Here is a 12,548-nt window from a genome sequence, read left to right as displayed (position 1 = left end):
GGCGCGTCACCTCAATGGTGTCACTCCCAGCGGAGGCGGGAGGTGGGATCAGGTGCCGGTGTTGTTGAGTGCCGAACCGTCGAGCCAGGTCGACCAGTCGACGTTCCAGTCGGTCCACCCGTTGCGGTCCTCGAGCCGGCGCGGGCTGTTGACATAGCGGACGACGTCGCCGCGGCGCGAGTGGTGATAGAGCCAGTCGGCATTGGCGGTGCTCATGCCAGTGCAGCCGTGGCTGACGTTGGCATTGCCCTGTGAGGCCACCGACCACGGTGCTGCGTGCAGGAACTCACCGGAGTTGGTGACACGCATGGCCCAGCGCACGTTCTCGATGTTGTAGTAGCCCGGATCCTCCGAGTCGACGCCGGTCGTGGCCGCGTCCATGTCGATCGAGGAGAACTTCTCCATGATGACCTTGGTGCCCTCGCGAGTTCGATGCCCACTGTCCCCGGTGGACACCGGAATGGTCCGCTTGACCTTGCCGTCCTTGATGTACCTGAGCCGGTACTTCGCGACGTTGACGACGCTGACGACCTTGCTGCCGACCTTGAAGTCGATCAGCTGATCCTGCTGCCCATAGACGCCGCCGCCGGCCGGCAGGCCGTTGAGGCTCAGCCTGACCTTGACCCTGGAGTGCGCGGGCCAGAACGTACGCGGACGGAAGTGCGCCTCGCGAGGACCGAACCAGCTCCAGGATCCCTCGACGGCCGGCGAGGACTGCACCCGCATGTTGCGCTCGAACAGCGCGCGATTCTTGACCGGCACGTCAAATGTGACGATGACCGGCATCCCGACTCCGACGGTCTCACCCTTGAGCGGCGCCACTGACGGATAGGTCTGCTGGGCGAGGGTCAGCGGCTGAGTGCTGAAGCGCCGCGTGATGCGACCGCGCTTGCCGTCCTCGCCCTTCCCGGCGACCGACAGGGTGTATGTCGTGCCGGGCTCCAGCCGCTGGCTCGCCAACCACTGGTTGCCGGCGACGCGACCCTTGACTCGCGACTTGCCGTCGTCCGAGACGAGCCGAGCAGAGGAGATGTCGCCGTGTCGAGCCTTGACCGACACGATCGTGCTGACCTTGACGTCGGCGGCCTTCTGGTCGACGTTCGCCGTGAGCGCGATCGGCTTCTTGGGCTCTTCCGGCGTGACGGCGTCCTTGACTCCATCGGCCGAGCACGCGGACACGGCGAACACGGCCGCACAGGCGGCCGCAGCAGAAAGGCGAAGTTCTCTCACCAGATCATTCTAGGTGGTGGTGACCAATGATCTGGACACGCCGCGGCTGCAGATCAGTGCGCGTGGATGCCCCGGTAGTACTCAAAGATCCAGCCGCACACCATGACCGCGAGAATGCCCGCGCCGATGATGAAGAGCCACCAGCCGATGACGACACCCAGCACCACGACAGCCAGAGCCGCGGCGCAGGCCAGTGGCCACCAACTGTAGGGCGGGAAGAAGCCCTGCTCCCCCGCACCCTCGGCGATCTCGCCGTCACTGCGATCCTCGGGACGGTCCGGGATCTGCTTGGCCACGACACCCAGGTAGAAGCCGAGCAACGCGGTCAGGAGGAAGGTCATGACCAACGCGGTGGTGCCGGTGTAGTCGTTTGTCAGGAACCAGTAGATCGGCGCGACGACTCCGAAGAAGATCCCGCACGAGATGATGGTCCAGTATTCGGCTTTCATGGATTACTGACCGCCTTTGCCGTCGTCGGTGTCGTTGCGCTTTGCCGCGTCGCCCTTGCCGCTGACGTCCGGTGCATCGGCGAAGAATGAGTTCTCCCCCGGGTTGTCGGCCAGCTCGAGGGCCGCGATCTCGGGGTGGTGCAGATCGAACGCAGGGCTGTCGGAGCGGATGCGCGGCAGCGAGGTGAAGTTGTGTCGCGGCGGTGGCGACGAGGTGGCCCACTCCAGCGAGCGCCCCCAGCCCCACGGGTCATCGAGACCCACCAGCGGCGACTTGCGTGACTTCCAGATGTTGTAGAAGAACGGCAGGGTCGAGGCGCCGAGCAGGAACGCGCCGATCGACGAGATCTCGTTGAGCGTCGTGAACCCGTCATTGGGCCCATAGTCGGCATAGCGACGCGGGAAGCCCTCGACGCCCAGCCAGTGCTGCACCAGGAACGTCAGGTGGAACCCGATGAACAGCAGCCAGAAGTGGATCTTGCCGAGCTTCTCGTCGAGCATCCGTCCGGTGAGCTTGGGCCACCAGAAGTAGAAGCCGGCGAACATCGCGAACACCACGGTGCCGAACACGACATAGTGGAAGTGCGCCACGACGAAGTAGCTGTCGGACAGCTGGAAGTCCAGTGTCGGCGCAGCCAGGATGACACCGGTCAGTCCGCCGAACAGGAATGTCGTCAAGAAGCCCAGCGCGAAGATCAGCGGGGTGTCGAAGGACAGAGATCCCCCCCACAGCGTGCCGATCCAGTTGAAGAACTTGACCCCTGTCGGCACCGCGATCAGGAACGTCATGAACGAGAAGAAGGCGAGGTCGACCGAGCCGGTCACGAACATGTGGTGCGCCCAGACCGCGACCGAGAGGGCCGCGATCATCAGGGTTGCGCCCACCAGGCCCATGTAGCCGAAGATCGGCTTGCGGCTGAAGACCGGCAGGATCTCGGTGATGATGCCGAAGAACGGCAGGGCGATGATGTAGACCTCGGGGTGCCCGAAGAACCAGAACAGGTGCTGCCACAGGATCGGCCCGCCATTGGCGGCGTCGAAAACGTGGGCACCGAGCCGGCGATCGGCCTCCAGCGAGAGCAGGGCCGCGGCAAAGATCGGGAACGCGATGATGACGAGCATGCTCGTGACCAGCGTGTTCCAGACGAAGATCGGCATACGGAACATCGTCAGACCCGGAGCGCGCATCGTGAAGATCGTGGTGATGAAGTTGACCGCGCCGAGGATCGTGCCAAGACCGGACATCCACAGACCCATGACCCACAGGTCACCGCCGACGCCCGGGGAGTTGACCGCATCGCTCAGCGGCGCGTACGCGAACCAGCCGAAGCTCGCCGCTCCTCCGGGCACGAAGAATCCGGACACCACGATCGACGAGCCGAACAGGTAGAGCCAATAGCTGAACATGTTGAGGCGCGGGAACGCCACATCGGGCGCACCGATCTGCAACGGCATGATCGCGTTGCCGAAGCCGAAGAACAGCGGTGTCGCGAACATCAGCAGCATGATCGTGCCGTGCATCGTGAAGAGCTGGTTGTAGGTCTCGTCATCGACCAGCTGCGTGCCCGGCTGGGCCAGCTCGGCGCGGATCAGCAGCGCCAGGATGCCGCCGATGATGAAGAACGCGAACGAGGTGATGAGGTACAAGTTGCCGATCACCTTGTGATCGGTGGTCGTCAGGACGATGACGACCTTCTGGCCCAGGGTGCGTTCGGGCACTCCTGCGCGCAGATCGGTCGATCCGTCGTCGAATGCCGCTGTTGCGTCGGCCATTACTGCTCGGGTCCTTCCTGGACTTCGTCGACGTTGCCTTCGGCCTCTTCGTCGAGACCGGCGATCGTCCTTGCTTCCTTGGCGCCCTTGGGCGCACCCGTGTCGCCGGCTTCCTTGAGCTCGGTCAGGTGCGCGTCGTACTCGGCGCGCGAGACCACGTGGACCTTGAAGATCATGCGTGAGTGGTAGAGGCCGCACAGCTCCGCACAGCGACCCGTGAACACACCCTCGCGGGTCGGTGTCATGTCGAACTGGTTCTCCTGGCCCGGGACGACGTCCATCTTGAAGTAGAACTCGGGGATCCAGAACGAGTGGATGACATCGGGTGACAACAGGCGGAAGCGCACCGACTCATCGACCGGGAGCCACAGGTCGGTGGGGTCCTGCGGAGTGCCGACATCGAACACGTCAGTGCCGGTCGTGGCGTCCTCGTCGAGGTAGTTGAAGGCCCACTGCCACTTGCTGCCGACGACCTCGACCGTGTGGTCCGGATTCTTGACGTTTCGCAGCATGTCGTTCTGCGACGTCACGGTGTGGAAGAAGAACACCGCGACGATGATGACCGGCGCGAAGGTGTAGAGCGCCTCGATCGGCAGGTTGTAGCGGATCTGGACCGGAACCTCATCGTCGCTGCGCCTGCGGTAGCGGATCATCGAGTAGACGATCAGGCCGAACACCAGCAGGAAGATCACGAGCACCGCGATCCATGCGCCCAACCACAGGTTCCACATCGCCTGCGAGCGGTCACTGCCCGCGACGGGCAGGCCGAGACGCTTGAGGTCGTGATCGGCATCGGGAGAACAGCCGCTCAAAGCGACGATGGCGACGGCGGGAACCGCCAACTTCATCCGACCCACGGGGCGCCTTTCTGAACCATGACTGTCACGTGATGACACGGGAGCACCTTACTTCAGCGACAGCCGGCGGCCGCGGTGAGGTCAGCCTCTGTTGCACGGGTGTTGGGGAGTGGTGCGTCACGCGAGCGAGAGGGCGGAGTCGATCTCGGTCCTGGCCGCCTCGCCGTAGGCCGCCTCGATGCGTTTGAGGAAGCCGTCACGCTCCAGGACATACTCCTGCGTGCCCGTCGTCTCGACGACGCTGGCCGCGATGGTGCAACCGATCTGCGCCGAGCGCTCGAAGTCCAGGCCGGCTGCGATGCCGGCGAGGAAGCCGGCCCGGAAGCTGTCTCCGACCCCGGTCGGGTCGACCGCGACGACGCCCTCGTTGGCGGCGACCTGGATCGGCTCGCCCGCGGCGGGGAAGATCGTGACCCCGTCCTTGCCTCGGGTCACGATCCGGGTGCCGACATGGGACTGGACGTCATCGGATGACCAGCCGGTCTTCTGCTCGATCAGCGCGGCTTCGTAGTCGTTGCTGAACAGGTAGGTCGCCCCGTCGATCAGCTCACGGATCACCGCTCCGTCGGCCCAGGCGAGCTGCTGCGAGACGTCCGCGGCAAACGGCACGCCGCGATCGCGACAGGCGCGGGTGTGGCGCAGCATGCCCTCGGGGTCATCGGGACCGACCAGCACGAGGTCGAAGTCGTGGCCGAGCGAGAACAGGTCGATGTCGCGCGACTCGGACATCGCGCCCGCATAGAAGGTGGCGATCTGCGCCAGATCGGCGTCGGTGGTGCACACGAATCGCGCGGTGTGACGGGTCTCAGAAACCAGGACGCCGCTCGTGTCGACGCCGGCCTCGTCGAGCCAGCCGCGATACTCGTTCTCGAAGTCACGACCCACGGCACCGACCAGCAAGGATCGGTGGCCGAGCTTGGCGAGTGCGAAGGCAATGTTGGCGCCACACCCCCCGCGGCGTACGTCGAGGTCCTCCACGAGGAACGACAACGAGATCTTGTCGAGCTGGTCCGGCACGAGAGAATCTGCAAACTTGCCCGGAAAGGTCATGAGGTGGTCGGTGGCGATCGACCCAGTGATGGCGAGGTGCACCCCCACACAATAGACAACGGCCTCCCGCAATGCAGGAGGCCGTCGTGTGTTCTATCTCAAGTCGCTGCCTAGTGGAAGGAGTCTCCGCACGCGCAGGAGCCCGTGGCCATCGGGTTGTCGATCGTGAAGCCCTGCTTCTCGATCGTGTCGACGAAGTCGATCGTCGCTCCGCCCAGGTAGGGGAGGCTCATCCGGTCGACCACGACATTGACGCCGCCGAACTCGAAGATCTGGTCGCCATCGAGCGAACGCTCGTCGAAGAACAGCTGGTATCGCAGTCCGGAGCAGCCACCCGGCTGCACGGCGATCCGCAGAGCGAGGTCGTCGCGACCTTCCTGGGCGAGCAGGCTGCCCACCTTCTCGGCAGCACCTTCGCTCAGGGTGACTTCCGTGGACGGTGCGGTCTCGACGGGCGGTGCGGTCTCGACGGCAGCCTGCTCAGTCTCGATCGTCATGTGGTCTCCCATGAATCTGGTCTGTGGTCACGTCACGGTGGTCAACAGATGCCGTGACAGTTCCATTCCATTGTACGCCGTCAGTCCTCACGCCTGGGCGACCACGTTCGCGCGACACGCTCGGCCACCGTCGCCAGGCTGGCGTAGGGCTCCCCCATCGCTGCCTCGAGTCCCACGACGTCGGCCAGTGAGTAGGCACTCTCGACGCCCATGGCCCGCATCTCGCGTGAGCCGACACTGACCTGGCCGGCCAGGACGATGCAAGGGCGCGCAGCGGCAGCGGCCACCGCCGCTACGCCGAAGGCGACCTTGCCGGCGCGCGAGGAGAAGTCGTAGGCGCCCTCTCCCGTCACCACCAGGTCGTGCGCGGCAGCCTGGGCCGTGAGTCCCACCGTCTCGGCCACGAGCTCGATGCCGGAGACGACCCGTCCGCCCATCAGCATCAACGCGAAACCGAGCCCGCCTGCAGCTCCGGCCCCCTTGGCGTCGGCCACGCGACGTTCGGCCGGCGAGGTGCCGCACGCGGCCTCGACGAATCGGTCGAGGATGCCGTCGACCGTGATGATCTGCTCGTCGGACAGTCCCTTTTGCGGGCCGAAGGTCTTGGTCGCGCCGAACATGCCGAGCAGGGTGACGTCGACATCTGCGGCGATGACCAGCTCGATCCCGTCGAGCCGATCACGCGCCGGGGCCAGATCGACCTGCGTGACGCCGGCGAGGGCAGCCGGGCCCGAGTCGAGGCGTACGTCAGCCGTGGCTCCCAGCGCCGCCAGCATCCCCGCTCCCCCGTCGTTGGTCGAGCTGCCGCCGAGTCCGACCACGACTCGACCCGCACCCGCCTCGATCGCGGCGTCAAGGACCTGGCCGACCCCGAACGTCGACCCGCGCATGGGATCGGGCGGATCGGCCAGCTGCAGGCCACAGGCCTGCGCACTCTCGAAGTATGCCGTCCCGTCTGCCTGGAGGAACGTCACAGGAGTCGCGGCACCCAGCGGGCCGCGCACCGTCACGACCGAGAGCTCGCCGTCGAGTGCTTCGTGCAGGACGTCGACGAAACCGGGACCACCATCGGCCATCGCGGCTTGGGTCAGCACGTCGCCCGGGGCGTGCCGCTGCCAGCCCTCGATGATCGCGCGCGCCGCCTCAGGTGCGGTCAGGGTGCCACCGAATGAGTCGGGGGCCACGAGGATTCGCACCGGATCACCCGACTAACGGGCGAGAGCCTGCTCAGCCGCGGCAATGAGCACGCACGTCGCGAGCACGTCGATGGCGGCCGCCAGCTCCTCTGAGGACGGATAGGACGGCGCGATCCGGATGTTGCGATCGCGCGGGTCGTCTCCGTAGGGGAACGCGGCACCGGCCGGCGTCATGGCCACACCTGCCTCGCGTGCGAGCTCGATGACCCGGGTCGCGGTACCGTCGCGGACATCGAGGCTCACGAAGTAGCCGCCCTTGGGCTCGGTCCAGCTCGCCACGGCATGGTCGCCCAGTCGGGCCCGCAGGATGTCGACGACGGCCTGGAACTTCGGCGCGAGAATCTCCCGGTGACCGTCCATCAGGGCATGCACGCCGTCGGCGTCCTTGAGGAACCGTGCGTGCCGGAGCTGGTTGACCTTGTCAGGGCCGATCGTGCGCTTGGCCAGGTGCTTGAGGTACCAGGCGATGTTGTCCGCCGAGCTGCCGAGGAAGCAGACCCCCGAACCCGCGAACGTGATCTTCGACGTCGACGCGAAGATGATCGGACGATTGGGGTGGCCGGAGGCCGAGCACAGACCCAGGATGTCGGCGGTCTTGGTGTGCTCCTCGGTCAGGTGGTGGACGGCGTAGGCGTTGTCCCAGAAGATGCGGAAGTCCGGCGCCGCAGTGTCGAGGGCGGCGAGCTCTGCGGCCACGGCCTCGCTCACGACCGAGCCGGTCGGGTTGCCGTAGGTCGGGACGAGCCACATGCCCTTGACGGCCGGGTCCTTGACCAGCTCGCGCACCGCTGCCACGTCCGGACCGTCGTCGAGCAGGTCCACCGGGAGCATCTCGATGCCGTACTCCTCGAGCAGGGCGAAGTGCCGGTCATAGCCGGGAACGGGGCAGATGAACTTGACGGCTTCCTCGACACCCCAAGGCTGCTCGGAGTCGGCCACACCGTGGAACAGCGCGAACACCAGATTGTCGTGCATCATCGCGAGGCTCGCGTTGTCACCGGCGATGACCTGGTCGACCGGCACCTGCATGATCGGTGCGAAGATCTCGCGCAGCTCGGTCAGACCGGTGAGTCCGCCGTAGTTGCGGGTGTCGATGCCCGCCGCGTCCTGGTAGTCAGAACCGGGCATCGAGAGCAGCTCGCTGGACAGGTCGAGCTGGGCCGGCGAGGGTTTGCCTCGGGTGAGGTCGAGCTTGAGGCCTGCCTCCTGGAGGGTCCGATAGGCGGCGGACTGCTCGTCGAGAAGAGCCTGGATCTGGTCATGGGACAGCGCGTCGAACGTCACCGGACCAACCTATCGCGCACCGTGCAGCAACCGGGTCAGGGCAGACCCGGAGCGCCCCAGATCGCGAGCCACTTGGTGAGGTCGGGCTCGATCGGCACGTCCTGCGCGACGATGCCGCGGACCCGCAGCTCGAGTGCATTGTCCCGCTTGTCGCCGGGAAGCGGTGCGAACGGATAGAACGAGCCCCGTTTGTAGAGATAGACCAGTGCCAGGGGCTGGGCGTCCGATGCCGCGAACCCGATCGTCGAGCACAGCAGCGCCGACCCGAAGCCGGCATCGACCAGGGAGCTGTTGACGGCATGGAGGTCGGTCACGAGTCCCGAGACGTCCTGGTCCGTACGCGTGACGGTGAGCCAGTGGAACCCGAATCGATCGGTGCTGCGGTCGATTGTCGTCGCCGCATTGGTGGCGATGAGCTTTTCAGCGTCGGCCATCACGGTGTCGTCGGCACCGCCTTCGACGTCGCGGAAACATACCGAGCCAGCGCCGGTCGCCGAAAAGCCCTCGGTCCCCATCGACAGCACGGCCTGCGGCACGGCGAACAGCACGTCCAGGTCGGCCTGCGGCGGCCGGGTGCGCCCCAGGATCGAATCGAAGATCCCCATCAGCCCTGCTCGGAGAGCTCGGCGCTGACCTTGGCCAACTGGTCGATGCGCTGTTCCAGCGGTGGGTGCGTCGAGAAGAGCGCCCCGATCGACTGCCGGTTGATCGCCGGCGCGAAGAAGAACGCGCTGATCGCCTGACCCTCCCGCAGATCCCGGTTGGGGATGCTTGCCATGTCTCCGGAGATCTTGACGAGCGCGGACGCCAGCTTGGACGGACGGCCGGTGAGATAGGCCCCGCTGCGATCCGCGCTGAGCTCGCGGTAGCGCGACAGCGAACGGGTCAGGACGAAGCTGATGGCATAGACGACCATGCTGACCACGAAGACCAACAGGAACGCGATTCCGCCGTTCTTGTTGTTGCGGCCCCCGAACATGCTCGTGGCGTACATGCCCCAGCGCGTGATGAATCCGGCGAGCAGCCCGAGCGACGAGGCGACGGTCATGACCGTGACGTCACGGTTGGCGACGTGGGCCAGCTCGTGGGCCAGCACGCCTTCGAGCTCCTCGGCGTCGAGCCGCTGCATGATGCCGGTCGTGACGCACACCGACGAATGCTTGGGCGAGCGACCTGTCGCGAACGCGTTGGGCATGTCGGTCACCGCGACAGCGACCCGCGGCTTGGGCATGTCGGCCAGGGCGCAGAGGCGGTCGATCATGGCATGCAGCTCGGGTGCCTGCTCGGGCGTGACGACCTTGGCTCCCATCGACTTGAGCGCCAGCGTGTCCGAGAAGTACCACTGACCCCACGCCATCGCGAGGACGATCACCAGGCCGATGGCACCGAGACCCAGACCTTGGTAGAGAAAGACGCCGAACGCGACGTAGAGCGCGCCGAGGCCGAAGCCGACGCCGCCCATCCGCAGGGTCAGTCCGCGGTCACTTCTGAAGCGGGTCCGGGCCATCGTCGTCCTTCCGGTCCGTCGAGATCTCCTGGAGCTGACGATCGACCTCCGCGCCGTCGAGCGCGGCGTCGAACTGCCGACCGAGCGCATCGTCGGCGCTCTCGCCGGGCTTGCTGACGATGCCTTCGGCGACAAGCTCATCGACTGCGTCCGCGGTGGCCTCGAGCTCACGCGTGTGCCGCTCGGCCGACTCCATCGCCTGGCCGACGTCGCTCACCGAGGAGTTGATCCCGCTGGTCGCGCTGTTGATCTCCGCGCGCGCCGCTGCGGCGGTGTGTCGCGCGGCGAGCGTGTCCTTGCGGACCCGGAACGACTCGACGTCGTGCTCGATCTTGAGGGCAGCGGCCTCGAGCTTGTCCTCCTCGAGCTTGAGGTCGGCGTGGCGGCCCTGGAGCTCGGCGGCGGCTTTTTCGAGGGTGACCTTGCGGGTCAGGACGCTGCGGGCGGCGTCGTCGTTGCCCTGGGCCACGGCCTGGCGGGCCTCCTCGTCGAGGTAGTTGGCCTGCTGGGTCGCAGCCGCGAGCTGGATCTCGATCCGCCTGCGGCTGGTCGCCACATCGGCGACGCCGCGGCGTACCTGTCGGAGCAGGGCGATCTGCGAGCGGTAGGTCTCGTCGAGCCTGTCCTTGAGGTCCTCGACATCGTTGCCAGCCCGCCTCGAGCCGAAGATGCGCGCGATCCGCTCACCAATGCTCATGCCCTCAAGCCTACGGGTAGGGTGTCGCGGGTGGCAGACGAGACAGAGGCCGGCAAAGGACGCGCGACGCCGAGCCGCCGGGAGGCCGAAGCTGCTCGAAAGAAGCAGATGAAGGTCCCGATGACCCGCAAGGACCAGGCCAAGCGTGAGCGCGCGGCCCGCGAGGAGCTTCGACTCAAGCAGCGAGAGGCACTCAAGACCGGCGACGAGAAGTTCCTCCCGGTTCGCGAGCGTGGACCCGTGCGCAGGTTCTGCCGCGACTACGTCGACCGGCGCTGGAACTTCGCCGAGTTCCTGCTGATCTTCTTGCTGATCATCCTGGTCGTCAGCCTCGCTGGCACAGGTGCCCAGTGGGGTGCCGCAGCGACGTACCTCCTCTATCCGTTCGTCATCATCGGCACGATCGTCGACGAGGTCATCCTGGTGCGGGGACTTCGCAAGCAGCTCAAGGCCCGATTCGATCCCGACGACATCCGCGGCGCGGTTCCCTACTCGGTGCTGCGCAGCACGCAGCTCCGCCGGTTCCGCCTGCCGAAGCCGCAGGTCAAGCGCGGCGAGCCGATGGCCGGCCGCTACTAGCGTCAGTTGTTCTCGGCGTGGAGTGACATGGGGCCGTAGATCTCGGTCTCGCCGTCGAACAGGCGTACCTGGTCGACACCCTTCTCGAGCAGGTCGCCGTACTCCTCGCCCACCCAGGACTCGGCGTCACCTCGGCTCTCGAACTCCTCCGAGCGGCCGGTCACCTCACCGAGCGAGGTCTCCAACGTCCATGTCCAGCTCATTGCGCTTCTCCCCTGTGTGATCGGACCTCTGGCGCACCCACGATAGCGATCGCCGCCCGGCGCCGGGTGCTCCTGACCGGGCTCGTCGTCAGCTCGACGTGGTCGACGGCTGGATGAATGGCGGTTTGGTCACCGTGAAGGCCTCTGCCCGGCCACGCACGTCGACCACGACAGTCGCTCCGTCTTCGACCGACTGCTCGACGAGCGCGAGCGCTATGCCCTGGCGGAGCGTCGGTGAAAACGTCCCCGAGGTGATCTCGCCGAGCTCACCTCCGTCTGGATCGAGCACCGACATGCCCGGTCGCGGGATGCCGCGGCCTTGGGCAATCAGCCCTCGGAGAGTGCGCACGACCTTCTCCTCGCGTTGGCGCGCGAGCTCCTCCTTGCCCCAGAAGGCCGGCTTGCCCCAACCCACCGCCCAGCCCGCGCGGGCCATGACCGGACTGATCTCGGCAGACAGCTCGTGCCCGTGCAGCGGGTAGCCCATCTCGGTGCGCAGCGTGTCGCGGGCACCGAGGCCGCAGGCCCGTATGCCGTGGGGTTCCCCAGCAGCGAAGACCGCGTCCCAGACCTCGCCGGCGAACGCCGAAGGCACGACGAGCTCATAGCCCCGCTCGCCGGTGTAGCCCGTACGGCACACCGTGATGTCACGACCCGCGATCGTGGCGTCGGCGAACGACATGTATTCGTGGTCGACCGGAAGGTCGAGCGAGGTGAGCACCTCGTCACTCAGCGGGCCCTGGATCGCCAGGACCGCATAGTCGCGGTGCTGGTTGGTGACCTCGATGCCGTCCGGGGCGGCGGCCTGGAGCCGCGCCACGACCGCCGCGGTGTTGGCCGCGTTGGGGATCAGGAAGACCTCGAAGTCGCTGCGGAGATAGGCGATGAGATCGTCGATCGTGCCGCCGTCCTCGTCGCAGCACAAGGTGTATTGCGCCTTGCCGATCTCGATGCGCTCCAGATCGTTCGTCAAGCAGGAGTTGACGAACGCCGCGGCGCCCGATCCACGCACGAGCGCCTTGCCGAGGTGACTCACGTCGAACAGGCCGACCGCCTCGCGCACGGCCTTGTGCTCCGCGAGCACACCACCGCCGGCGTACTCCAGCGGCATGTGCCAGCCGCCGAACTCGGCGAGCTTCGCGCCCAGGGCGACGTGTCGGTCGTGCAACGGCGAATGCAGCAGGTCCATGGGCACCAACGTAGAGGGTGGTCGCGCACTCCCCATC

The 12,548-nt window shown here is 66.5% G+C and carries 14 protein-coding genes; 1 reads left to right on the top strand and 13 read right to left on the bottom strand.

What is annotated here, in order from left to right; translation table 11 throughout:
- Window positions 1-48 precede the first annotated feature (48 nt).
- The 11 genes from WKF39_RS00960 to WKF39_RS00910 all read right to left on the bottom strand — a co-directional run bounded on the left by WKF39_RS00960 (window position 49) and on the right by WKF39_RS00910 (window position 10,540).
- Window positions 49-1,230: an Ig-like domain-containing protein gene (locus WKF39_RS00960; RefSeq protein ID WP_340385017.1), complete on the bottom strand. Its 1,182-nt coding sequence runs from the start codon at window positions 1,228-1,230 to the stop codon at window positions 49-51.
- 53 nt (window positions 1,231-1,283) lie between these two features.
- Entirely contained in the window at window positions 1,284-1,679 is a 396-nt protein-coding gene (locus WKF39_RS00955; protein ID WP_340385015.1) for a cytochrome c oxidase subunit 4, read from the bottom strand.
- Between the two features lie 3 nt (window positions 1,680-1,682).
- Window positions 1,683-3,452, bottom strand: a complete 1,770-nt coding sequence (gene ctaD, locus WKF39_RS00950; RefSeq protein WP_340385013.1) for a cytochrome c oxidase subunit I — start codon at window positions 3,450-3,452, stop codon at window positions 1,683-1,685.
- Entirely contained in the window at window positions 3,452-4,300 is an 849-nt protein-coding gene (coxB, locus tag WKF39_RS00945) for a cytochrome c oxidase subunit II (protein ID WP_340385594.1), read from the bottom strand. The genes ctaD and coxB overlap by 1 nt, the downstream gene beginning before the upstream one ends.
- Before the next feature lie 126 nt (window positions 4,301-4,426).
- The gene (locus WKF39_RS00940) at window positions 4,427-5,401 is read right to left on the bottom strand and encodes a carbohydrate kinase family protein (RefSeq protein WP_340385011.1); all 975 of its coding nucleotides are present in this window, start codon (window positions 5,399-5,401) and stop codon (window positions 4,427-4,429) included.
- Window positions 5,402-5,469: 68 nt separating this feature from the next.
- Window positions 5,470-5,856 carry an iron-sulfur cluster assembly accessory protein gene (locus tag WKF39_RS00935; protein ID WP_340385009.1) on the bottom strand — a complete coding sequence of 129 codons (387 nt, stop codon included), beginning with the start codon at window positions 5,854-5,856 and terminating at the stop codon, window positions 5,470-5,472.
- Window positions 5,857-5,936: 80 nt separating this feature from the next.
- Window positions 5,937-7,052 carry a glycerate kinase gene (locus WKF39_RS00930; protein ID WP_340385007.1) on the bottom strand — a complete coding sequence of 372 codons (1,116 nt, stop codon included), beginning with the start codon at window positions 7,050-7,052 and terminating at the stop codon, window positions 5,937-5,939.
- Between the two features lie 12 nt (window positions 7,053-7,064).
- Entirely contained in the window at window positions 7,065-8,336 is a 1,272-nt protein-coding gene (locus tag WKF39_RS00925) for an aminotransferase (protein WP_340385005.1), read from the bottom strand.
- A gap of 35 nt (window positions 8,337-8,371) precedes the next feature.
- A complete protein-coding gene (locus WKF39_RS00920; RefSeq protein ID WP_340385004.1) occupies window positions 8,372-8,941 on the bottom strand; it encodes a hypothetical protein in 570 nt (189 codons plus the stop codon).
- The gene (htpX, locus tag WKF39_RS00915) at window positions 8,941-9,843 is read right to left on the bottom strand and encodes a zinc metalloprotease HtpX (protein ID WP_340385002.1); all 903 of its coding nucleotides are present in this window, start codon (window positions 9,841-9,843) and stop codon (window positions 8,941-8,943) included. Before htpX ends, WKF39_RS00920 begins: the two co-directional genes overlap by 1 nt.
- Window positions 9,818-10,540 carry a PspA/IM30 family protein gene (locus WKF39_RS00910; RefSeq protein ID WP_340385000.1) on the bottom strand — a complete coding sequence of 241 codons (723 nt, stop codon included), beginning with the start codon at window positions 10,538-10,540 and terminating at the stop codon, window positions 9,818-9,820. The genes htpX and WKF39_RS00910 overlap by 26 nt, the downstream gene beginning before the upstream one ends.
- Before the next feature lie 30 nt (window positions 10,541-10,570).
- On the opposite strand from WKF39_RS00910, the gene WKF39_RS00905 reads away from it, so the two are divergent.
- Window positions 10,571-11,119: a DUF3043 domain-containing protein gene (locus tag WKF39_RS00905; protein WP_340384999.1), complete on the top strand. Its 549-nt coding sequence runs from the start codon at window positions 10,571-10,573 to the stop codon at window positions 11,117-11,119.
- A gap of 2 nt (window positions 11,120-11,121) precedes the next feature.
- Here the strand turns inward: WKF39_RS00905 and WKF39_RS00900 are convergent, their stop codons facing one another.
- Both WKF39_RS00900 and gcvT read right to left on the bottom strand, forming a co-directional pair.
- Entirely contained in the window at window positions 11,122-11,322 is a 201-nt protein-coding gene (locus WKF39_RS00900) for a hypothetical protein (RefSeq protein WP_340384998.1), read from the bottom strand.
- An 88-nt stretch (window positions 11,323-11,410) separates the two neighbouring features.
- The gene (gene gcvT, locus WKF39_RS00895) at window positions 11,411-12,511 is read right to left on the bottom strand and encodes a glycine cleavage system aminomethyltransferase GcvT (protein ID WP_340384997.1); all 1,101 of its coding nucleotides are present in this window, start codon (window positions 12,509-12,511) and stop codon (window positions 11,411-11,413) included.
- Window positions 12,512-12,548: the final 37 nt, after the last annotated feature.

Origin of the sequence: Aeromicrobium sp. (assembly GCF_037719875.1) — a bacterium.
Classification (GTDB): Bacteria; Actinomycetota; Actinomycetes; order Propionibacteriales; family Nocardioidaceae; genus Aeromicrobium.
The sequence above is the reverse complement of the archived record's forward strand: the minus strand, read 5'-3'. Positions and strand labels throughout refer to the sequence as shown.